Origin of the sequence: Lacihabitans soyangensis (assembly GCF_024343775.1) — a bacterium.
Lineage (GTDB): Bacteria > Bacteroidota > Bacteroidia > Cytophagales > Spirosomataceae > Leadbetterella > Leadbetterella soyangensis.
This window is the reverse complement of record NZ_RJUF01000010.1, coordinates 59,681-81,843: the sequence shown is the minus strand read 5'-3', so window position 1 is coordinate 81,843 and position 22,163 is coordinate 59,681. Positions and strand designations below refer to the sequence as shown.

General features: G+C 38.9%; 17 protein-coding genes. 6 read left to right on the top strand and 11 right to left on the bottom strand.

The features are described 5' to 3' along the window. The 3 genes from EGI31_RS05980 to EGI31_RS05970 form a co-directional block, all read right to left on the bottom strand. Nucleotides 1-682 (bottom strand): transposase (locus EGI31_RS05980; RefSeq protein WP_255036274.1); only part of this gene is annotated, 682 nt, incomplete at its 3' end. A gap of 91 nt (nt 683-773) precedes the next feature. Continuing rightward, nucleotides 774-1,538, bottom strand: a complete 765-nt coding sequence (locus EGI31_RS05975; RefSeq protein WP_255036273.1) for a methionyl-tRNA formyltransferase — start codon at nt 1,536-1,538, stop codon at nt 774-776. Nucleotides 1,539-1,577: 39 nt separating this feature from the next. After that, nucleotides 1,578-2,327: a glycosyltransferase family 2 protein gene (locus EGI31_RS05970; RefSeq protein ID WP_255036272.1), complete on the bottom strand. Its 750-nt coding sequence runs from the start codon at nt 2,325-2,327 to the stop codon at nt 1,578-1,580. Nucleotides 2,328-2,451: 124 nt separating this feature from the next. On the opposite strand from EGI31_RS05970, the gene EGI31_RS05965 reads away from it, so the two are divergent. From EGI31_RS05965 to EGI31_RS05950, 4 genes are all read left to right on the top strand, one after another. Continuing rightward, a complete protein-coding gene (locus EGI31_RS05965) occupies nt 2,452-3,471 on the top strand; it encodes a patatin-like phospholipase family protein (protein WP_255036271.1) in 1,020 nt (339 codons plus the stop codon). A 57-nt stretch (nt 3,472-3,528) separates the two neighbouring features. Next, on the top strand, nt 3,529-4,110 hold the full coding sequence (locus tag EGI31_RS05960; protein WP_310586174.1) for a Crp/Fnr family transcriptional regulator: 582 nt from the start codon (nt 3,529-3,531) through the stop codon (nt 4,108-4,110). 74 nt (nt 4,111-4,184) lie between these two features. Further along, nucleotides 4,185-5,456: a parallel beta-helix domain-containing protein gene (locus tag EGI31_RS05955; RefSeq protein WP_255036270.1), complete on the top strand. Its 1,272-nt coding sequence runs from the start codon at nt 4,185-4,187 to the stop codon at nt 5,454-5,456. Between the two features lie 5 nt (nt 5,457-5,461). Further along, the gene (locus EGI31_RS05950; RefSeq protein ID WP_255036269.1) at nt 5,462-6,547 is read left to right on the top strand and encodes an SO2930 family diheme c-type cytochrome; all 1,086 of its coding nucleotides are present in this window, start codon (nt 5,462-5,464) and stop codon (nt 6,545-6,547) included. A 9-nt stretch (nt 6,548-6,556) separates the two neighbouring features. Here the strand turns inward: EGI31_RS05950 and EGI31_RS05945 are convergent, their stop codons facing one another. Further along, on the bottom strand, nt 6,557-7,051 hold the full coding sequence (locus EGI31_RS05945) for a RidA family protein (protein ID WP_255036268.1): 495 nt from the start codon (nt 7,049-7,051) through the stop codon (nt 6,557-6,559). Nucleotides 7,052-7,190: 139 nt separating this feature from the next. On the opposite strand from EGI31_RS05945, the gene EGI31_RS05940 reads away from it, so the two are divergent. Further along, complete coding sequence (locus EGI31_RS05940; protein ID WP_255036266.1) at nt 7,191-8,342, top strand: FAD-dependent oxidoreductase; 1,152 nt, start codon at nt 7,191-7,193, stop codon at nt 8,340-8,342. A gap of 85 nt (nt 8,343-8,427) precedes the next feature. Beyond that, on the top strand, nt 8,428-9,669 hold the full coding sequence (locus EGI31_RS05935) for an MFS transporter (protein WP_255036265.1): 1,242 nt from the start codon (nt 8,428-8,430) through the stop codon (nt 9,667-9,669). Nucleotides 9,670-9,897: 228 nt separating this feature from the next. On the opposite strand, the gene EGI31_RS05930 is transcribed toward EGI31_RS05935, so the two are convergent. From EGI31_RS05930 to EGI31_RS05900, 7 genes are all read right to left on the bottom strand, one after another. Further along, entirely contained in the window at nt 9,898-11,382 is a 1,485-nt protein-coding gene (locus tag EGI31_RS05930) for a RagB/SusD family nutrient uptake outer membrane protein (protein ID WP_255036264.1), read from the bottom strand. Between the two features lie 20 nt (nt 11,383-11,402). After that, nucleotides 11,403-14,543, bottom strand: a complete 3,141-nt coding sequence (locus EGI31_RS05925; RefSeq protein ID WP_255036263.1) for a SusC/RagA family TonB-linked outer membrane protein — start codon at nt 14,541-14,543, stop codon at nt 11,403-11,405. A 669-nt stretch (nt 14,544-15,212) separates the two neighbouring features. Further along, nucleotides 15,213-16,754 carry an acyl-CoA carboxylase subunit beta gene (locus EGI31_RS05920; RefSeq protein ID WP_255036262.1) on the bottom strand — a complete coding sequence of 514 codons (1,542 nt, stop codon included), beginning with the start codon at nt 16,752-16,754 and terminating at the stop codon, nt 15,213-15,215. A gap of 113 nt (nt 16,755-16,867) precedes the next feature. Next, complete coding sequence (gene scpA, locus EGI31_RS05915; protein ID WP_255036260.1) at nt 16,868-18,985, bottom strand: methylmalonyl-CoA mutase; 2,118 nt, start codon at nt 18,983-18,985, stop codon at nt 16,868-16,870. Further along, nucleotides 18,982-20,448 (bottom strand): acetyl-CoA carboxylase biotin carboxylase subunit, encoded by a 1,467-nt coding sequence (gene accC / locus EGI31_RS05910; protein WP_255036259.1) that lies wholly within the window; start codon nt 20,446-20,448, stop codon nt 18,982-18,984. The genes scpA and accC overlap by 4 nt, the downstream gene beginning before the upstream one ends. Continuing rightward, complete coding sequence (locus EGI31_RS05905) at nt 20,445-21,449, bottom strand: methylmalonyl-CoA mutase family protein (RefSeq protein WP_255036258.1); 1,005 nt, start codon at nt 21,447-21,449, stop codon at nt 20,445-20,447. Before EGI31_RS05905 ends, accC begins: the two co-directional genes overlap by 4 nt. A gap of 1 nt (nt 21,450) precedes the next feature. After that, nucleotides 21,451-21,930 carry a biotin/lipoyl-containing protein gene (locus EGI31_RS05900; RefSeq protein WP_255036257.1) on the bottom strand — a complete coding sequence of 160 codons (480 nt, stop codon included), beginning with the start codon at nt 21,928-21,930 and terminating at the stop codon, nt 21,451-21,453. Between the last annotated feature and the right edge of the window lie 233 nt (nt 21,931-22,163).

Here is a 22,163-nt window from a genome sequence, read left to right as displayed (position 1 = left end):
CTGACTCCACACCACTGATAAAAGAGGGTGATAAGTCTATACAAACTTGCTTGATATTCTGTCTCTGGGTACCTTTAGTTTCCAGATAATCAGCTATTTTCGTAATGGTGTCTGCTCCCTTGCCCTCAGTTGCATGTACTACCCTTGAAGTTTTCATATCCACCGCAACGGTTATATAATCATGCCCCTTTTTAGAACTTGTCTCGTCTATTCCCAATGTTGAAATATCACTATGATCTGCACCACAATAAGCAATTCCAAGCCAATAATTAAAGATATTCCAGATGCGATTGGGGTAAACTCCAATCACTTTGCCTACCTTGTTGACTGGCATTTCTTGCTCTATTAACAACATACTAAATGCCTCAAACAGAAGTGTAAAACCACTACCTTCCCGTGCCCACGGTACTGAGACTTGTTCAACCTTATTCTCAACAGTTTTTACACGTGGTATTTTACAATGTAGGTAACACTTATGCTCAAAAAAATTCTGGTGCCGCCACTTCCTATCTACTCTATCATGTACAGTACTCTTGCCAGTCTTATCAATAAAAAATCCAACTTTGTAGTCAATCGTTAAATGAAGCTCTTTTTGATAATCCCCATCCAAAAACTCTACTTTTGAAACATACCACGGCTCATTTAAACCTAAAGCCAATTGAAATATTTGTTCACTATTCATTGAACAAATATCAGAAACAAATTTTATCTTACCCACTTAATTCAACATAGCACCTAAATAATTATTTGAATTCTATTTTTTTGGTCATTAATTAAAAAAAACGTTTTCCAGCTTTGTAAAACTCGTTCACATCTTTTCTGGTCGGAAAACTGAAATAGGTCATTTCCTCTGCTGGATTAGGAATTAATTTAAAACCGCCCTTCTGTATCAATTCCACGGACTCTATGATACATTCCATACCAATTTGCTTTGTATGATTTATCAATTCTTCTTGACTTCTATCCCCAATTTCTACTTTTTTCTGTACCAAAATAGGACCAGAATCTATACCTTCGTCAACAAAGAACACGGAAACACCAGTGTATTTCTCGTTGTTTTTCAATACCCAAAACGAAGGCATCAAACCTCTGTATTTGGGTAAAAGGGCAGTATGAAGGTTTACACATCCATAAGTTGCCAAGTCCAATAAAGGTCTTTTAAAAATCTGATTTCCACCTATAGATACCAATAAGTCGGGTTGATAAGTTTTAAGAATTTCTCTATTTTCTTTATTGTTTATTCCACCTTCAATCTGAATAAGAGGAATATCGTACTTACGCAATACTTTGGCCACAGAATTACCTGAATCGAATTTTGATTTGATAAACTTGTAACTGTAATATGCGAAAAACTTAAGACCAAATATATCGTAAGTCTTTTTCATTTTCTCAAAAAACGTCTCCCTTTTGCCAAATGGTGAAACTTCAAAGAGTACAGTTCCTACTATTTGAGCATAGCTTGGCATGTTTTTAACTAAAAAATCAATGTTTTTCCCTAGATAAAATGGATCGTCTTGTGTCAGTATTACTATTCTCATTATTTAGAAATTCTAAATTGGTTAAAAAAAATTAAAAAATTATTTATCCCTAAAAAGCTGAACAATCTTAGACAATGGTTTCCACCAAAGTGTATACCACTTAGGTGTGAGTCCGTTCACTTTCCATGCTTTTCTATCCTCTTGATTGGCCACCCATCTGTGTTTCCAAGAGGCAGTGCTTGTCCCACCATTTCTCATGGTCATCAATACTTTGGGAATATAATGGGCCGAAACGTTGTTTTTGTACAACATCCTCAACATCAACTCATAATCTGCCGAACAGGTAAAGTCCGTACGGTAATTTCCGAACTTTTCATAACATGATTTTTTAACGTAAAACGAAAGATGTGGTGGCATAAAGCCTTTGAGCCAGTACTCTTTTTTGTATTCACCAACCGTCCAATAACGCACTATTTTATCAATATTGTCGGGGTTTACAAACTGCTTATCTCCATAAATGGCGTCAGTTTTATAGGTATCAAAACCAGCTGAAACCGCTTCCAAAACATCATTTGAAGGGTAAAAGTCATCCGAACCAATCATACCTATGATCTCGCCTTCAGCCATTTTGAGCCCTTTATTCATGGCATCATAAATCCCCTTATCCTTCTCAGAAATATATCTAATTCTATCTTTATATTTCTCCAAAACCTCCACAGTGCCGTCTTTCGAACCACCATCAACCACAATATATTCAAAATCCGTAAAGGTCTGATTTAAAACACTCTGAATGGTGTGCTCAATGGTATTTATGCTATTATAGCAAACTGTAATGATACTAAATTTCATTTTTGGCGGTTTATTTGCCTATGCAAAAATACCACTAATTTGATCTTTTTGGCATTAATCCGTGGCATTTAAACAATATTTAGCAATTCCTGAAGTTGTTTTTTTATCATCAGGATCACTTATAATGAAAATAATCATCACATTTTTTCTAACACTTTTAATATTTAAAACCTCCATTTCCCAAAAAACCACCTATCGAAATCTCGTGATGGAAGGTGGTGGAATAAAAGGAATTGCCTACGGTGGAGCACTTTTAGAACTTGAGAAAAAAGGTATTTTACAAAACATTACTCGAGTAGCTGGAACTTCTGCCGGAGCTATTCAAGCGTGCTTATTATCAGTGGGTTATTCGCCAAAGGAAATCATAGAAATCGTAAATCAAACTCCAATAGAAACCTTCAATGATGATGGTTTTGTGGCAAAAGGCACCAAAAGGCTATTCAAAGAATACGGTTGGTTCAAAGGAGAAAGCTTTTTGAAAACAATGGAAAATGTGATATTCCAAAGAACTGGAAATGCCAATCTGACATTTGAGGAGCTTCACCGTTTAGCCGAAGCTACACCTTTTCGAGATTTATATGTGACTGGAACTAACCTCACTGACCAAACCTTGGTTGTTTTTTCTCACGAAACTTACCCGAAAATGCGAATAGCTGATGCGGTAAGAATTTCTATGTCTATTCCTCTTTACTACAAAAGCATTTGGATTGATGAAGAAGGCACTGTTTATGAAGAGCCATCAAACAACAAAAAATGCAGCCTTTTTGTTGATGGAGGGCTGATGCTCAACTACCCGATTGATATTTTTGATAAAGCAAAATATGTCAATAGTACTGGTGAAGATGAGATTTTTAATGAACAAACCATCGGACTTAGACTTGAAAAATGTGTTCAAATAGACCACCTGATGGCAAAAAAAGATGGTGCCGCCACGCAAAACATAAGTGATTTGAATTCCTACATGGATGCTTTGGGCGGTCTCATGATGCGAAATGTAAACGCCCCAAACGTAAGGGACTTAGAAAGAACTATCTATATAAACGACAACGGATTGAGTGCCCGAGTTAGAAAAGTACCTGACCATGAAAAACAAATGATGATGACTGCTGGACAACAAGCCGTCATTGAGTTTTTTGGTAGATAAAATTACATTTTTCTCAAAAAATGTTTCTATATTGAAATCAAATAAATGACCAAATAACTGGAAACAGCCAAAAACCAACTGATTGACAATCTCAAAGCCATTTTTCCTTTCGGCAAAACCGAGGAAGAGGCGATTTCCTCGTGCCTAACCCCATTTACTGCTAAAAAAAGAGAATTTCTTCTGAAAAAAGGTGATGTATGCGATAAAATTTATTTTTTGATGCAGGGAGCCATCAGAGAGTTTATACTTGACAAAGATCAGAAAGAAATCACGGTTTGGTTCGGATTCGAAGGAGATATAGTTGTCTCTTTGTCCAGTTTAGTTTACTCCAAAGGAAGCCACACAGGCCTTCAGGCATTAGAAGACTCCAAGGGTTTTTATATTGAGAAACCTGCTTTAGATGAGCTTTATGCCAAATTTCATACCTTAGAGCGAATGGGTAGAATAGTAACTGAGAAATATCTCTTGAGCACCGAAACATACCATTATGACTTTCACTATCTCACTGCTAATGAGCGTTTTGAAAAACTTCAGAAGGATAGAATGTGGATTTACAACAGGGTTCCACTTCACTACATTGCCAGCTATTTGGGCGTTTCAAACGAAACTTTAAGCCGAATCAGAGCCAAAAAGTCCTAATTTTGACTTATGTCAATATTAAATAAGTAATTTTTGAAATAGATTTGTGCGATTTCTATTTAACCCCTCTCAAAATGAAAAATTTACTTATTGCAGCTCTCTTCTCTTTTCTTTTGGTTTCCTGTAATTCGAGTGAAAAGACCAGCTCGAAACTTGACATAACCAGTTTAAAGAAAGCCTCCGAAGCTGATATAGAAACCTTGTTAACCCAATTCATTGACGCTAAAGATGGCGACGTCATAGAAATCCCTGAAGGTTTTTATGATATGAACACGCAACTTATCCTTGATAGCTTGAACAATATTACCGTGAAAGGTGCTGGAATGTATAAAACGGTAATATCTTTCAAAAACCTCAGTACAGGTGGTGAGGGCATGAAAATAGCAGGAAATAATATAACATTGGAAGATTTTACGGTGATGGATGCACCTGGAGATGACATAAAAACACAAAAGTGTACTGGCCTAACCTTCAGAAGAGTAAATACTACCTGGACACATTCTGACCTAGCGAAAAGTGGAACCTATGGTATTTATCCGGTTCAATGTAAGAATGTTTTGATAGAGGAATGTGAGGTATCGCACTCTCGCGACGCAGGCATATATGTAGGACAATCTGAGAACATAATCGTTAGAAACAACTATGTTTTTGAGAATGTGGCTGGAATAGAAATCGAAAACTCCGATAATGCCGAGGTATACAACAACAGAGCAATTAACAACACTTCAGGGATTCTGGTTTTCAATCTTCCAGGTCTTCCAAAGGCATTTGGAGTAAATACCAAAGTGTATAAAAACCTAATAAAAGATAACAATCACGACAATTTTGCACAAGGTGTTGCTTCGGAAAATGGCAATCCCATCACGATGATTCCTCCTGGAAGCGGTGTAATTATCATGGCTGGAAAAAATGTGGAAGTATATGAAAACCAAATCATTAACCACAAAACCACCGGTGTAGCCATTCTGGATTATCAAATCACCGAACTCAAAGTACCCAACCACCCGGGCTGGTCGCCTTACTCAAGTGATATTTACTTTCATGACAACACTTTCGAACGTAAAATGGCTATTCCTGATATGTCCAAAGATTTTGGAAAACTCATAACAGCCAAGTGTCGCAAACCACAAGATTTAATATATGACGGAATCATAGATGAGAAAGTAGGTAAAGACCCCACCAAAAACCCAATGAATATCTGTATAAGCGAAAAATCGACTGATTTTCGCTTTACAAGATTCGTGATTCCTGACAAAGGAGGTATCATGGACATAGCAGTAGTAAGCGATTTGGAAAATTTCAACAAATGCAAAGTTGAAGTAAAAACGGATGTAAAAGGTATCTGAAATTTATGAATTCTGTAAAAAAACTTACCATTTTTGCCTTGTTCATCTGGATTGGAGTTTCCTGTTTTAAGATGAAACAAAGTAAAATACCTTCTGAAATAGACTTTGAAAAGTTGCCCTATAAAAAACTCTCGGAATATGGTTTTTTCAAAGGTGATTTAGCCAATTTGGAAGCCAACGAAGGGGTTTTATTGTATGAACCAGCAGCATCACTATTTACAGACTATGCTCATAAAAGTCGCTTTGTGTGGATGCCTAAAGGATCAAGGGCTAACTTTGACATCAATGACCAAGATAAACCACTTGACTTCCCTGAACACACCATTATTGTCAAAAACTTTTATTACCCCGCAGACTTTTCTAAGCCAAAAGGAAATAAAAGAATCTTAGAAACCAGGCTTTTAGTTAAAAAGGACAACAAATGGGAGGCCTTTCCTTACAAATGGGCAGACGACCAACAAGATGCTGACTACAAGTCCATAGGCGGAGTGATTCCTGTTTCGTGGAAAGACGAAAAAGGAGAAATGCATAGTATAAAATACGCTATGCCGAATAAAAACCAGTGCAAAAGCTGCCATAACCGAAACGGTACCTTTAGTCCAATTGGCCCAAAAACCAAACAGCTCAATCACGAAATAAGCTATGGCTCAGAAAAGAAAAATCAGCTGGATAAATGGGTGGAAGTAGGCTATTTGAGTAGTTTGCCTGATAAAAGCAAAATAAATGGACTAAAATCTATCAACGATGCGTCAGCCAATCTGGATACCAAAGCGAGGTCTTATCTGGATGTTAATTGCGGCCATTGCCACAGTACCTACGGTCCGGCGGCTAGTTCGGGTTTAAGGCTCAATTTCGAAGAAACCGACCCTTATCACTGGGGAGTAAAAAAATCACCAGTGGCTGCGGGAATCGGGGCTGGAACGTTCAAATACGATATTTATTCAGGAAAAAGCTCAGAATCTATCCTTACTTACCGCATGAACAGCACGCATCCTGGCATTATGATGCCCGAAATTGGCCGTGTGAGTGTTCACAAAGAGGGCGTCAAACTCATTTCTGACTGGATAGATTCTTTACCGGCAGAAAAATAATGCTGATTATCAAGGATAAGCAGCCACTATTTCTATCTCTATAAACTTAAATCTGTTCACCAGAGCCGAAACACCCAAGGTCGCTCTGACTGGTTTATTAGGATTTTCCGTTGTACCAAAATACTGTTTATAGGCCGCATTCCATCCATCAAAATCATAAGCACCCGTCTTCACATCTGGTGTGAGATAAACCCTCATAGAAAATACATCTGCCATTTTTAGTCCTTTTTCAGCCAAGGAAGTTTTAAATTTTTCTAAAATTGACAAGGCCTGGGCTTTGGTGTCTCCATATTTGGCATAATCCCCCTCTGGCAAACTGGCATTTAGGGCAGAGGCCGTCAGCCCACTCGAAAAATAAAGTTTCTTCCCCTCAGGAATTATAGCTGCATTGGAGATGATACTGCTCTCTGGCCCAATTAACTCTACCTTTTGGGCAGAAATTTCTTTTGTCAAAATTAGTAAAATCACTGACAGAAACAGATTAAACACTTTGTCTTTTTGCATTATATTGATATTTAGTTTTTCTTTTCAAATAAATTATAAATAGTTTATAATCAGAAGATTAAAATAGTATTTTAAAATTTCGAAAACAAGAATTTTCACACTAATTTGAAATACATTCAAACTAACCAAAGAATAAATTATGAAAAGAAGAGACTTTTTTATCAATGCTGCATTGGGCAGTGCAGCCATTTCGAGCCAATTACTCACCTCTTGTGCAACAGGTCCCATACTTTATGGAGACAAAAATTACAATATTAACAGAGGTTACCAATTTATACCGAAACTCAAGCTCTCAAAAGACCGAATCATAAAAGAAACCGTGGGTTTGCGACCATTCAGAGCGTCTGGACCAAGAATTGAAAAACAGATATTGGGCAATAAAACCATCGTGCACAATTATGGCCACGGTGGAAGCGGCTGGTCCTTGTCATGGGGAACTGGACACCTAGCCAGAAAACTGGTAATGGAACAACCCGACAAAAAAATCGCCCTTTTGGGAGCCGGAACGGTGGGAATAGCCACCGCAACTTTACTCCAAGAAAGTGGATACGAGGTAACCATCTATACCAAAGACGTACCGCCCAACATTACTTCAAATCTCGCCACCGGAACTTGGTCGCCCGCATCGAGGGTTTGTGATAAGTCTAAATCTACACCAGAATTCGAAAAAAAATGGGAAGAAGCCACCAGATTTTCATTTCGTAGATTACAGATGCTATTGGGTATGGAAGATATAGTGAGTTGGTGCGACGACTACGTAGTGCATAAATCGATACCCAACACCACAGACGGAAATGGAGGCGGAGAAATCTTTCATTTAGAAGGCTTGGCACCTGAATGGGTGTTAATGGACAAGAAAAACCATCCCTTTAAGGCCGATTATGTAAGAAAAAGGAGCAACATGATTTTTAATATTCCGAGTTATCTCAATTTTCACCTGAACAACTTCCTGCTTAGAGGAGGCAAGTTGAAAATACATGACATCAAAACTTTGGAAGATATAGACGCTTTACCCGAAAAGGTAGTGGTAAACTGCATGGGGCTGGGTGCCAAAAGTGTTTTTAATGACGAAGAATTAATGCCCATTTCGGGTCAACTGGCTTGTTTGATTCCACAAAATGAGGTCAATTATAAATTAGCGACAAAGGGTGCATATTTTATTACCAGAAAAGACGGCATCTATTTGGGAGGCAACGGCATAGACGGAAGTTGGGACACCAACCCAAAACGAGAACTCACCGAAAAATGGATAGATGTGCTCATGGATTTGATGAAAGAAATGAAGGGTTAAAATCAAAATTTTAACTGGTTCAAATATTTTGTAATGGTTTTGGAGAAAAGCTTTTTAAATTTGGAAAACCTTATGCCCTAAAACCATGAAAATACGCCACAAAGTCCTCTTTTTCTTGTTCTTACTATCTATCATCACGTTTTTGGATAGAGTTTGTATGAACGTTGTGAGTAAGTATGTAAAAGAAGACCTTGACCTTGACAATCAATCTTTTGGGTATATTCTTGGGGCATTTTCGTTGGCTTATGCATTGTTTGAACTACCAACAGGTATTCTCGGTGATAGAATAGGCCCTAGAAAAGTACTAACAAGAGTAGTACTTTGGTGGTCAGGTTTTACGGCTTTAACTGGTACGGCTTTTGGCTTTGTTTACTTACTCATTGTCAGGTTTTTATTTGGAATGGGCGAAGCTGGAGCCTACCCAAACGCCTCCATAGCCATCGCTCGCTGGTTCCCGGCTGTAGAAGTTGGCCGTGCACAGTCGGTAATATGGGCTGCAGGACGAATTGGTGGGGCTCTGACCCCACTTTTGGTAATTCCTCTTGTTCATTTGGTGGGTTGGAGGATGGCTTTTTTCATTCTTGGAGTTGTAGGGAGTATTTGGGCAGCAGCCTGGTATTATTGGTTCAGAGATAATCCATCTGAGCACAAAGGCATTACGGAAAAAGAAATAGAAGAAATAGAAACTGCCAGAAAAAACGCCCCGATTTCTCATAAAATTCACTGGAAAACCATCATCAAGAATCCAAACATTTGGCTATTGATGATTATGTGTCATTTGTTTTTTTACGCTTCCTATTTCTTTACCAATTGGTCGTCGACGTATTTCCAAGAAGGCCGAATGATGACAGAGGATCAAACCAAAAACTTCATTTCGCTCTCTTATTTTCTAGGAGCCATTGGCTGCATAGTAGGTGGATTTGCAAGTGATTTTTTGAGTAAAAAGTTGGGTTTAAAATTAGGAAGAAGAATTGTTGGGGTAGCAGGCCTTGGACTTTCAAGCATTTGTTTTTTGGGTGCTGGCGTGACCACTGACAATCAACTGGCAGGCTATTTACTAGCACTTTGTGTGTTTCTGAAAGATCTAACACTACCAGTTGCATTTGCGGTTTGTGTAGATATCGGCAAAAGAAACGCCGGAACAGTGACTGGAGCCATGAACTTCGCAGGACAAATGGGCGGATTTTTCATCACCATTATTTTCGGTACCATTGTTCAACAAACCGGGAATTTCAATTATCCACTTTTTCTGATTGCGGGCTGTCTGATTGTAGCCTCGGCACTTTGGTTCTTTATTGACCCTACTAAGGAGATTGTGGAGGGTTGAGGCAACATTTAGTTTAACTCCAACGGTCTATATCTTTAAAATCTAATCATATTGAATTCATTTCAATTGTGCCGAGAATAATAGCAAATAAATTCGGTAAATACTTGACATAATTTTATTTCGCCAGAATTTCTAATGAGATTTTTGGGTTAAAAAATAAGAACTCAACATCAAAAAAAAGAGGTCGCCCAGGCAACCTCTTTTTTGAAAAATAAAATTATTAAGCAATTAAAGCGGGTTTTGAACCACTGCCTTGTTAGCATCCAATTCAGCTCTTGGAATCAACCACTCCCACATTTTATCCTCAGCAGGAACATCATATATGGTTGTGATAGCTGCAATATGATTAGCTCCATTACGGTTCAATGGTGAATTGGTTCTCTTAAGGTCTAAGAATCTGAATCCTTCACCCCAAAGTTCTATCCTACGATTAAACATGATCTGATCAATAAGTTTTTCTCCCGTATTGGTGCTCAATACCGCCGAAGCGTCTCTTTTAACAACTAGCTCCTGAAGTACTTTAGCAGCCTCTGCGTCTTTTCCTTGACGGGCAAGAGCCTCGGCCTCTATTAGTACCATTTCAGAAGACCTCATATACGGAATATCACCCATGGTAGAAGTAGAAGGTGTACCCGGTAATCTGAATTTTTGATTCAAATAAGGAGGTCTAATTCCACCCGGAGGAGTTACAGCATTTGCCGCAGTTGGAGCTTTAATCCACATTTTTGATCTTACATCCGTAGTTGGGATTTGATCATAAAGTTTGCTATTGATTACTTTGGGATATGTTCTGATTACAGTGGAGTTGTAGTTACAAGAAACATAAGAATGATAAGCACCAAAAAACTCCGATTGGTCTTCTAAGTGGTCAAATCCCCACATCCACTCTGAGTTGGATATATTGGAAAATCCGTCTTGATAGGTAGCCTCATTCATTAAAGGGTACGACTTGCGTGCCTCATTGGCAAACTTAGCCGCAGCCTCCCAGTTTTGCTGCGTTAAGGCAACGCGAGCCTGAATACCTTTAATTACATCGAGATTAATGTGCGACTTATAGGTACGTGCTGTACCCAAAATCTTAGCCGCTTCTTCAAGGTCCTTATTGATTTGGGCATATACCTCCTCAACAGTAGCTCTTGGCAATCCTTCTACAGTTGGTTTTAACACAAGAGGCACACCTGGCGAGCTATTTGGCTTAGCTGCAGCATTGTATCTCTTTCCATAAAGCTGTATAAGGTTAAAATAAGACCATGCTCTTAAACCAAGGGCTTCTCCTAAAACTTGATCTTTTTGTGCCTGAGTTCCTACCGCATTTGGAATATTCTCAATGGCCACATTGGTATTGGAAATTACCCTGTAGTACATTTCATAAGGAAGTCGTACACCAACGGTATTGTCTGTTCTATGAGCAACCCATCGTGTTTCAGCCACGTGCCAACTTGCCGAGGCAGCACCTTGAATTAGATCTTCACCCAAATGATCCATGATAAGCATCACGGCAGGATGACCGAAATGACCTTGAGAACCCAAATATCTAACAACCAGTGAACGGTAAATACCATTGATAGCCGCTGAGGCATTTTTAGTAGTAGCATATGCAGAGGCCGCATCAACAGATTCTGTGGGTACGGTATTCAGGAAATCATCACTACAAGCAGTAAAATTGAATACCAGCAGGATAGTCGACAATATAGTTATTATTCTTTTTTTCATTGTTTTCGTAAATTTTAAAATTAAAAACCTAAACTAGTACCAAATACAATTGATCTTGCACCTGGGTAAGTATTAGAAGTTACACCAGAAAAATCTTGCTGAATATTGGTTCCTTTACGTTTACCAAAGAACGCAAGGTTTTCACCACTTACATAGAATGAAACTCCCCGTGATTTGATTTTAGAGGCCCATTTGGTTGGAACAGTGTAGGACAAGTTAACATTTCTAAGAGCAAAATAGGTCGCATCTAATAACCATCGAGTTGAGGCGGCGTCAAAGTCTGAAGTCCTTGAGGCATCCATACGTGGCACATCTGTAATATCGCCTGGTTTTTGCCATCTTTTCAATATGTCAACACTCTTTGCATTGTGATATCCTGAACCCATGATTCCAGCATAAGCACCATCATAAACTTTACCACCTACTTGGTATATAAATTGACCAGAAAGTTCGAAACCTTTATAACCGATGGATGTGCCAAAACCTCCGTTGAATTTCGGTATGGCAGAACCTGCATTTATGAATCTTGCATTACTGATATTAGTTGTAACTGTATCGCCGTTTTCTCTAACAAATGAGTTGGCTGGTACCAATGCCGCAGCTCTATACAAAGCTTCTCCTGTTGCTGGATTAACTCCCATATATTCTCTTAACCAGTAATTTTGTATGTCTCTACCTTCTTCATATCTTTTGGTTCCTGTTACTATTACCGGAGTTTCTGCTGGTAATTTTGTAAACCTGTTGATAAAAGATGTAGCATTTCCTGATACAACTATACTAAAGTCATTTTTCTTATAAACGACAGCAGAGGCAGCCATTTCAATACCTTTGTTGTACATGGTACCAATGTTTCTAGTTTGGCTGGCTACACCAGATGATACTGGCAAAGGAACGTTAAATAGTAGATTAGAAGAAGTACGTTGGAATACCTCAACACTTGCATTAATTTTATCATCTAAAAATCCGGCCTCAAGTCCTAAATCAGCCGCTGTACTTTTTTCCCACACTAAGTCAAGATTTCCAAGACTACCTTGTAAAATACCAGGCTCTGTGGCGTTATTAAAGCTCAAACTGTAAGTGGGTTGCCATGCGTAAATATTTATATCCTCATCATTTCCAGTTTCTCCAAAGTTAGCTCTTAATTTCAAATTGCTGATAAAAGGCAAACTCTCCATAAATTTCTCTTGGTCAATTCTCCAAGCGGTTCCAATTGAGTAGAAATTACCCCATCTTACAGCCTGATTAAACTTACTCGAGCCATCTCTCCTTGCAGAGAGCGTAACTATATATTTCTCATCAAAATCGTAGGTAGCTCTTGAGAAATACCCTTCCACTCTTCTATCTCTTGCACGAGAATCCAAGTTAGTAGTGGTGGTAAAGTTTATAAGTTCAATGTTTCCGTCCAACACTTGACCTGTTCTTGAACCTCTAAGTCTATTATCTTTTTCATCATAACTTTCATGACCTAAGATGACGTCCACATTATGTTTACCGAAATTGTTATTATAATTTAACAATTGGTTAAAGTTAACCACTGTAGAGTTCTCAAATTCATTACTGCCTGAGCCAGCAGGAGCACCGTCACCCACAATCGGGTTTCCAAACGACCTGGAGTTCACGATTGAAATATCTGTACCGAGATTTGAGGTAAACTTAAAGTTTTTCAGAAATGTAAACTCCACATAAGCTCTTGCACCTACATTGGTTCTTTTGAAGAAGTTTTTATTCAAAAGTGTTTCGTAAACATTGTGTCTACCAGCATATTGCGACCTATTTGGAAGCCCCAATGCAGACATGTTACCGATATCATATATTCTCTTTCCATCTGCATCTAACAAAAACTGACCCGGTGCAGCAGGATTTATAGCATAAACAGGATAAATAGGGGCCATATTTCTAGAGAAAAAGAAAGGATTAACAAATGCCGTATTTGTTCCATCTTGACCAGAATTAGAATCCGTTAGACCACCGTTTACGTTAAGACCCGTCTTGAAGAAAGGTTTCAACTGCGTATTAACATTAAGTCTTAACGTATATCTTTTGAAGTCAGAGTTTACCAAAAAGCCCTTATCACTCAAATAACCAAGCGATATTAAGTAGTCAGATTTGTTAGCTCCACCCGAGAACTTAAGATTCATTTCATCTCTTGAATTTGGAGCAATCAGAGGTTTTTCCCAGTTCATTTCTTCCGCATCATAAATCATTTTGGCGTTTGGATTGAATACACCCTCAGGACTTACAAGCTGATTAAAAGGAACATCGAATACATTGTATCCAACCAAAGCACCTAAGCCGTTAGTGGCAGTAGTTCCGGCTGTTGCTAAGGCTACAGGGTTAGTTTGTCTGTAAGCCAAACTGTTTCTATTTGCCTCCCACATCAAAGTGTAGTAGTCTGCTGCCCCTACCCTTTCATACTCTGGAATTCCCCTAGAGTTATTTCCTTTAGTATAAGATAGGTCTATATTATTCTTACCATCTTTACCCTTTTTGGTGGTTATCAAAACAACACCATTAGCGGCCCTTGCACCATACAAGGCTGTAGAAGCAGCATCTTTTAGTACGGTAACTGACTCAATATCACTAGGATTTATATTGTTAATGTTTACACCTAAAGGCATACCATCGACTACATAAAGTGGATTATTCGATGCAGATACCGAACCAAAACCCCTAACTCTGATATTCGGGCTAGCTCCTGGCTGACCACTACCCATGTTGGATTGAATACCCGGTGCAGCACCAGCCAAAACCTGAAGTACAGACGTGACTGGCCTCGTGGCAATGGCATCGGCGTTAATTACTGCAGACGAGCCAGTGAAAGAAGCCTTCTTTGCGGTACCGAAAGCAGTAGCTATTACTTCCTCTAAAACATTCGCTCCAGTTTCTAATTGAACGTTGATAATACTCTGACTACCAACCGTAACGGTAGTGGGCTCAAATCCCACATAAGAAAAAATCACTTGGCTGCCTTTTGATACACTTAGGCTATACTTGCCATTCGCATCTGAGGTAACCCCTTTTTTTGTCCCTTTGGCATAGATACTTACGCCCGGCAAAGGAGAAGCGTCGTCTTTTGCTGTGACAGTTCCCGAAATTTGAACTTCTTGTCCAAACGCAGTTACACCCACCAGCATGAAAAATACTAGTAAATTTTTAAACATAGAATTGAAAATTAATTGGTTATAGATAATTAATGAAATGATTAAGAAAAGAGGTTAATTGTTTAAAGATGAAGTTTATTGGTCGAAATTAATGACAAAATAATCTAAGTTCATAGGATTTGTTAAAAAAACTTGTTACAATTCAAATTTCTACACCAATTAGTCAATTTTGAAAAAACAAAACTTCAAGCGGCGTCTAATATAAATTCTAGAACTTGTTGAATAGAAAACTATTGGCTGCGTGAAAAGTAAATGTTAAGTTCTCTAAATTGTAGGAGTATTTCTTGAAAATGAAAATAGCAAGCGAAGGTGCAGCTTTTACAGTTTTCAAGTTTAGGTTTAGATCACTGTCTTCTTATGTATTTTAGCAGTACGTCTTTGGTAATTTAACCAATTGGTAGTTCAACCAAGCTGATACGTTTTTGAAAGAAAAAAACTTTCAAAAACATCTCGTAGACATGATTGCAAAATAAAAATCAGTTAACTATTTTAACAAATAAGGAAGACTAAATATTAGACTCCTTTAATTGTCGAATTTAATAAATCTTAGGGAAGTTTATCGGAAATGATAAATTCAATCCACAATTATTTGTACTAATTGTTGCGTTGACTACATTATCTCAGAACTAATGAAAAATAACCCAAGCGTAAATGTAAACCATATTACCCTCACAACGGAATATTTCCGTGCTTTTTCTTAGGCAAATGATCCACTTTGTTTTCGAGCATGGCGAAAGCCTTTATTAGTTTTCTTCGGGTGAAACGTGGTTCTATCACTTCGTCTATAAATCCTCTCTCAGCTGCTGTGTAAGGGTTTGCAAATAGTTTGGCGTACTCGGCTTCCTTCTCTACCAATTTGGCTGCTGGGTCGGCTGCTTCTGAAATTTCTTTTTTAAATATGATTTCAGAGGCCCCTTTCGCTCCCATCACGGCTATCTCAGCCCCCGGCCATGCGAAGTTCATGTCTGCCCCTATGTGCTTCGAGTTCATTACATCATAAGCACCGCCGTAGGCTTTTCTTGTGATTACGGTTACTCTTGGCACTGTGGCTTCACTGAGAGCGTAAAGCAATTTGGCTCCATTGGTGATGATTCCTTTCCATTCTTGATCAGTGCCTGGTAAGAAGCCTGGCACGTCCACCAAAACCACCAAAGGAATATTGAAACAATCACAAAAACGTGTAAATCGTGCTGCTTTTTTCGAACTTTCAATATCCAAAACTCCTGCCAAACTAATAGGCTGGTTCGCCACAATTCCCACGCTTCTTCCTGCTAATCTTGCAAAACCTACTACGATATTCTCCGCATAATCTTTATGAATTTCCATGAATGATTCTGTATCACAAATACCCGAGATCACCTCTCGCATGTCGTAAGGTTGATTGGCATTTTCGGGAACAATGGTTTCTAAAACTTCTCTGATTTCATCCCCTAATTCATAAGGTAATTTAGCTGGTGTTTCTTCACAGTTTTGGGGAATGTAACTCAACAGTTGCTTGATTTGTTGAATACATTCAAAATCGTTAGCTGAAGTCAAATGGGTAACTCCAGACTTTGTAGCGTGCGTCATGGCTCCTCCCAATTCTTCAGAACTAACTTCCTCATTGGTAACGGTTTTTACGACATTCGGACCAGTAACAAACATATAACTGGTATTTTCCACCATCATCACAAAATCTGTGATGGCGGGCGAATAAACCGCCCCACCGGCACATGGTCCCATGATGGCAGAAATTTGTGGAATCGCACCTGAAGCACGTACATTTCGGTAAAAAATATCGGCATAACCACCCAAAGAACGTACACCTTCCTGAATACGAGCACCACCAGAATCGTTCAAACCTATAACAGGAGCCCCCGTTTTCATGGCCATATCCATTATTTTACAGATTTTCTCGGCATGAGTTTCGGACAATGAACCACCAAAAACCGTAAAATCTTGCGAAAAAACGTAAATCAGTCTACCGTTTACAGTTCCATAACCCGTAACAACACCATCACCCAAGAAAATCTGATTTTCCATGTCGAAATCTTTGGTTCGGTGGGTGACCAAAGCTCCAATTTCTTCAAAAGAACCTTCATCCAAAAGCAATTCTACTCTTTCCCTTGCTGAAAGTTTGCCTTTTTTGTGCTGAGCATCTATCCTATTCTGACCACCGCCAAGTGCGGCTTCGGCCAATTTTTTCTGTAATGTTTCTACTTTATTCGTCATAATATTTGTTTCTAAAATTCATTTAAACGCAAAGTTCTAAGAGATTTCCGCAAAGTTTTAAAAGAAAAACTTCGTGTACTTTGCGAAAACTTAGCGTCTTTGCGTTTAAAAACTCAATCTTTCATCAATATTTCAATAATTTCTTTTCCAGCATTAGCAATGGGTGTTCCCGGCCCAAAAACCGCCACTACTCCATTTTTATATAAAAAATCATAGTCCTGAGGAGGAATAACACCACCTACAACTACCATAATGTCTGGTCTTCCTAAATCCTTCAAAGCTTTAATAACTTCTGGAACCAAAGTCTTATGACCAGCGGCCAAGGAACTAATTCCAACCACGTGTACGTCATTCTCAATAGCCTGACTGGCAGCCTCTTGTGGCGTTTGAAACAAAGGACCTATGTCTACGTCAAAACCGATGTCCGCAAAACCTGTGGCAATTACTTTAGCTCCTCGATCATGACCATCTTGGCCCAATTTCGCCACCAAAATCCTCGGCCGGCGACCGTCCAATTCCAGAAATTCATCGCTCAACTTTTGAGCTTCTTCAAAAACTTTATTGTCTTGCATAGCCTTAGAATACACCCCTTTTACAGATTGAATATCAGCTTTATATCTTCCAAAAACCACTTCCATGGCGTCAGAAATTTCTCCTAAAGTACACCTTTCTCTTGCAGCGATAATGGCTTTTTCCAATAAATTACCCTTCCCAGTCTTGGCTATTTCGGTAATTTCATTCAAAGCGGCTTGGGCTTTTTCGCTATTTCTTGAAGCCTTTATTTTGTTTATCCATGCAATTTGCCCATTTCTTACGGCCTCGTTATCTACCTCTAGTGTACTCAGTGCCACTTCTTCTTCTACCAAAAATTGGTTTACACCGACTATTATCTCAGTTCCGCTATCAATGGCCGCCTGTTTTCTGGTTGCAGCTTCTTCTATTTTTAATTTTGGAATTCCCTTTTCTATGGCATTGGCCATTCCACCGACAGCTTCTGTCTCTTCTATCAATTCCCACGCTTTTTGTACCAATTCCGCTGTCAAATATTCTACATAGTGTGAGCCTGCCCAAGGATCTATGGCTTTGGTGATGCCTGCCTCCTCGGACTGTAAGTATTTTTGGGTGTCCCTGGCAATTTTGGCTGAAAAATCCGTCGGAAGTGCAATGGCCTCGTCTAAAGAGTTGGTATGTAAAGATTGTGTTCCCCCAAAAACCGCCGCCATGGCTTCAATGGTAGTGCGGGCAATATTATTAAATGGATCTTGTGCTGTTAAACTCCACCCAGAAGTTTGACAATGCGTCCGTAAGGCTAACGATTTCTGGTTTTTTGGATTAAATCTTTTCACAATTTTTGCCCAAATCAGCCTCGCTGCTCGCATTTTGGCTATTTCCATGAAGAAATTCATCCCAATACCCCAGAAAAATGAAAGTCTAGGAGCAAAATCGTCGATATCTAATCCTTTTTCAACGCCAATTTTCAGATACTCTAATCCATCGGCCAGCGTATAGGCCAACTCCACATGTGCAGGAGCCCCGGCCTCATGCATGTGATAGCCACTGATGCTAATGGAATTGAATTTCGGGATATTTTTTGAGGTAAATTCAAAAATATCTGCAATGATTCTCATCGAGGGTTTAGGAGGATAAATATAAGTGTTCCGAACCATAAATTCCTTCAAAATGTCATTTTGAATGGTTCCTGAGAGCTTTTCCATTGCTACCCCTTGCTCTTCAGCAGCTACAATAAAAAAGGCCAAAACTGGAATAACCGCACCGTTCATAGTCATCGAAACCGACATTTGATCCAGCGGAATCTGGTCAAAAAGAATTTTCATATCCTCCACAGAATCAATGGCTACACCAGCCATGCCGACATCTCCAGCTACACGTGGGTGGTCAGAATCATAGCCTCGATGGGTGGCCAAATCAAACGCCACAGAGAGACCTTTTTGACCTTGGGCCAAGTTTTTTCTGTAAAAAGCATTACTTTCTTGGGCGGTCGAAAAACCAGCATATTGTCGGATGGTCCAAGGTTTGTTGAGATACATACTGGCGTATGGCCCACCTAAAAAGGGAGCAATGCCAGACAAAAAACCTTGGTGGGATTGTCTCCTCGCAGGAAAATCACTTAATACCACAATACCCTCTGCTGTGGCATAGACTTTTGAATCAGCATTTGGAATTTCTGAAACCGAATCGAAGGTTATTTTTGAAAAATCTGGCCTTTTCATCTCTTTTTCCAATTGGAATTTTCAATTTCTGAGACTTTCAGTTTGCTCTGGTTTGCGTTCCAATGTGCCAAAGCCAAAAGTGCCGCATTTCTTGCCTTGGCTTTTTGCCAATCTTGGGCATGTTCTTTCGAGAAATAATTCTTCACAAAATGCGTATCAAATTGAGCAGAGCGGAATGCCTTGTGATCCATCACAAACAAACCAAATGGCAAAGTGGTGGCAAAACCTTCAATCTTATAGGCCTTTATGGCTTCTTTCATTTTCTCAATAGCCTCTATGCGGTCTTTTCCGTAAGTCACCAATTTGGCTATCATAGGGTCATAATAAATCGGAATCTCCATACCTTCTTCGTAAGCATCGTCTAGCCTAATACCCTCTCCTTCAGGCCTTTCATATTTGGTAATTTGCCCGATTGATGGTAAAAAGTCATTCAATGGATCCTCGGCATAAACCCGCAATTCCATGGCATGGCCCTTGATTTTCAAGTCTTCCTGACTGAAAGAAAGTTTTTCTCCTCGGGCTATTTTTATTTGTTCTTCTACTAAATCTATACCCGTAATATATTCAGTAACAGGATGTTCCACTTGTAGTCGGGTATTCATTTCCAAGAAATAGAAATTCAGATTTTCGTCTAAAAGGAATTCCACCGTTCCGGCTCCCACATAATTACAAGATTTGGCCACTTTCACTGCTGCTTCACCTATCTTTTGTCTTATTTCGGGCGTTAAAATACCAGAGGGTGCCTCTTCAATCACTTTTTGATGGCGACGTTGAATGCTACATTCACGCTCAAAAAGATGGACAATATTGCCGTGTTTGTCTCCCAAAACCTGTACTTCTATGTGCCTCGGAGACCCTACATATTTTTCTATAAAAACCGAACCATCTCCAAAAGCAGATTTCGCCTCAGATATCGCTCGGTCCATTTGTTCCACAAAATCCTCCGCTTTTTCTACAACCCGCATTCCTTTTCCACCACCGCCCGCCGAGGCTTTTATGAGTATCGGAAAACCAATACTGGCCGCGATTTTTTGTGCTTCGGGTATGTCCGTGATGGCCGTATCAGTTCCCGGAACCATCGGAATGTCATATTTTTTTACACAATCCTTAGCTGCCAATTTAGAACCCATCAGAGTTATGGAATCTGGCTCTGGGCCGATGAAGGTGATGCCCGCGTTGGTCACTTTTTCAGCAAAAATGGCATTTTCACTTAAAAAACCATAGCCTGGGTGAATTCCATCCACACCAAGTTCTTTGGCAAATCGGATGATTTTGTCCATATCCAAATACGACTTGCTGGATGCTGCTTCGCCCAAACAAACCGCCTCGTCGGCAAATCTTACATGTAAGGCTTGCACATCAGGCTCAGAATACACTGCCACTGTCTTTATGCCCATCTTTTTGATGGTTCGCATAATTCTGAGGGCTATCTCTCCCCTATTGGCGACTAATATTTTCTTCATTTATCTTTTATAAATAAGGTCCAAACTTCATTTATCATTTTTTGGCAAAGGTCGTCTATGAAATAACTGCCCTTCGAAGGATCATTTACTCGATATAAAAAACTCTCGTTCCATAGTACATTTTGAATATTCCGAGTGATTCTGGCAACAAAGCTTTCGGGATATTTTTCGGTATCGAAAGGTATGTTTTGCATCAAAACCGCATCAGTACCTCCAAAAACCGAGGAAGCAGTCTGTTGTGTGGCGGCAATCACCTGAGAATTTGGATCAGAATGGCTGAATTTTAGGTTTGAATAAACCAAAAGTTCTTTTTCAGGATGGCCATAGGCCTCCGCAATTTTTCCCCAAATAATTTTTAGGGCTTTGTGTTGGGCAATATTCAGATAGAAGTTTTCTTGAGCTGGTAAACTTATGATCACATCATAACTTTCATGAAAAACCAAACGCTCAGCCTCTCTTAGTATGTCTGAAAGGTTTTCAACCAAAATACCCTCTTTTTTGCACGAGAGTTCAATCTTTCCAAAACCACTTGCTTTTTGGGCTTCATCTTTGGTCAAACCTTCAAATATGAAATTAGGCTCTTTACCAATGACAAATTTTCCTAAATTCTCAAAAAATGTATTTGATCTAAAAAAATCATCTGAAAAACTAAACCGAACTAGAATAAAGGATAAAAAAACATTCTTAAAAACTAATTCAAAATCAAAATCCTCGGAGTCAATTAAGAGGCTAATTCCTGATGCTCCGCCTTCGAGGGCTTCTAAAATTTTGTTATTTAACTCAAAAGAAGAACTGCCTTGTATATGCTGGAAGATCGTCCAGCCCACCGTTCTTTTATTAATTTTGGGTAATGGTAAATCTACCTTGTTGCCAACGAATGGATTGGCAAACACTCCTTTAGTTAATTCATATGGCTCAAGAGGAATTTTCAATTCCTGCCCCACCAACTTAAGCCATGCTTGCTGGTCAGCTTCTTGAAATTCTGAAAAAAGATCGCTCATTTTATTCCAATTCAATTAAAACCTGACCCTTATCCACTGCCTGTCCTTTCACGACATTTATTTTCTTAACTACCGCTTCGTGTGGAATTTTGATTACATTCTCCATCTTCATGGCTTCTAAGATCAGCATTTTATCATTTTCTGACACTGTTTGACCTTCCTCCACATTAATTTCAATCACCAAACCGGGCATGGGTGCTTTTATTGATTTAATTTTAGATACTTTCGGTTTATTCAGGCCCATGGTGTCCAAAATTTGATCCAATTGGGTCTTAATCTGCACCTGAAAACGCTCACCGTCAATTTCCACTTTATAGTTTTTACCCTTTGCCGAAATCACCTCTCCTTTGATAATTCTCTGCTGATGAATAAGAGAAAAATCTTCCGCATTTTTGTTCAAGACATCCAAGGCTGCAATTTCACTTTCAGCGAAAGAAAACTCGTATCCTCCAGCGTTCACAATAATATTTTTATCTGGCATAATATTAAATTCTACATATAAAAACTTTGAAATGCAATATAACTAAGGGCTATTAATATTTTTTTAAACAGAGTGAAAATAATTAGAAAAATACAATTAAAATTTTCGAGATATTAGAATAATACAAGGAATAGACCTTAGAAACAGGACTTTATTATGAATTTATCTATCTAAAAAATAAGCTTTTATTGCCTAAGACAAACAAAGAGAAAACATATATCCAAAATAAATAC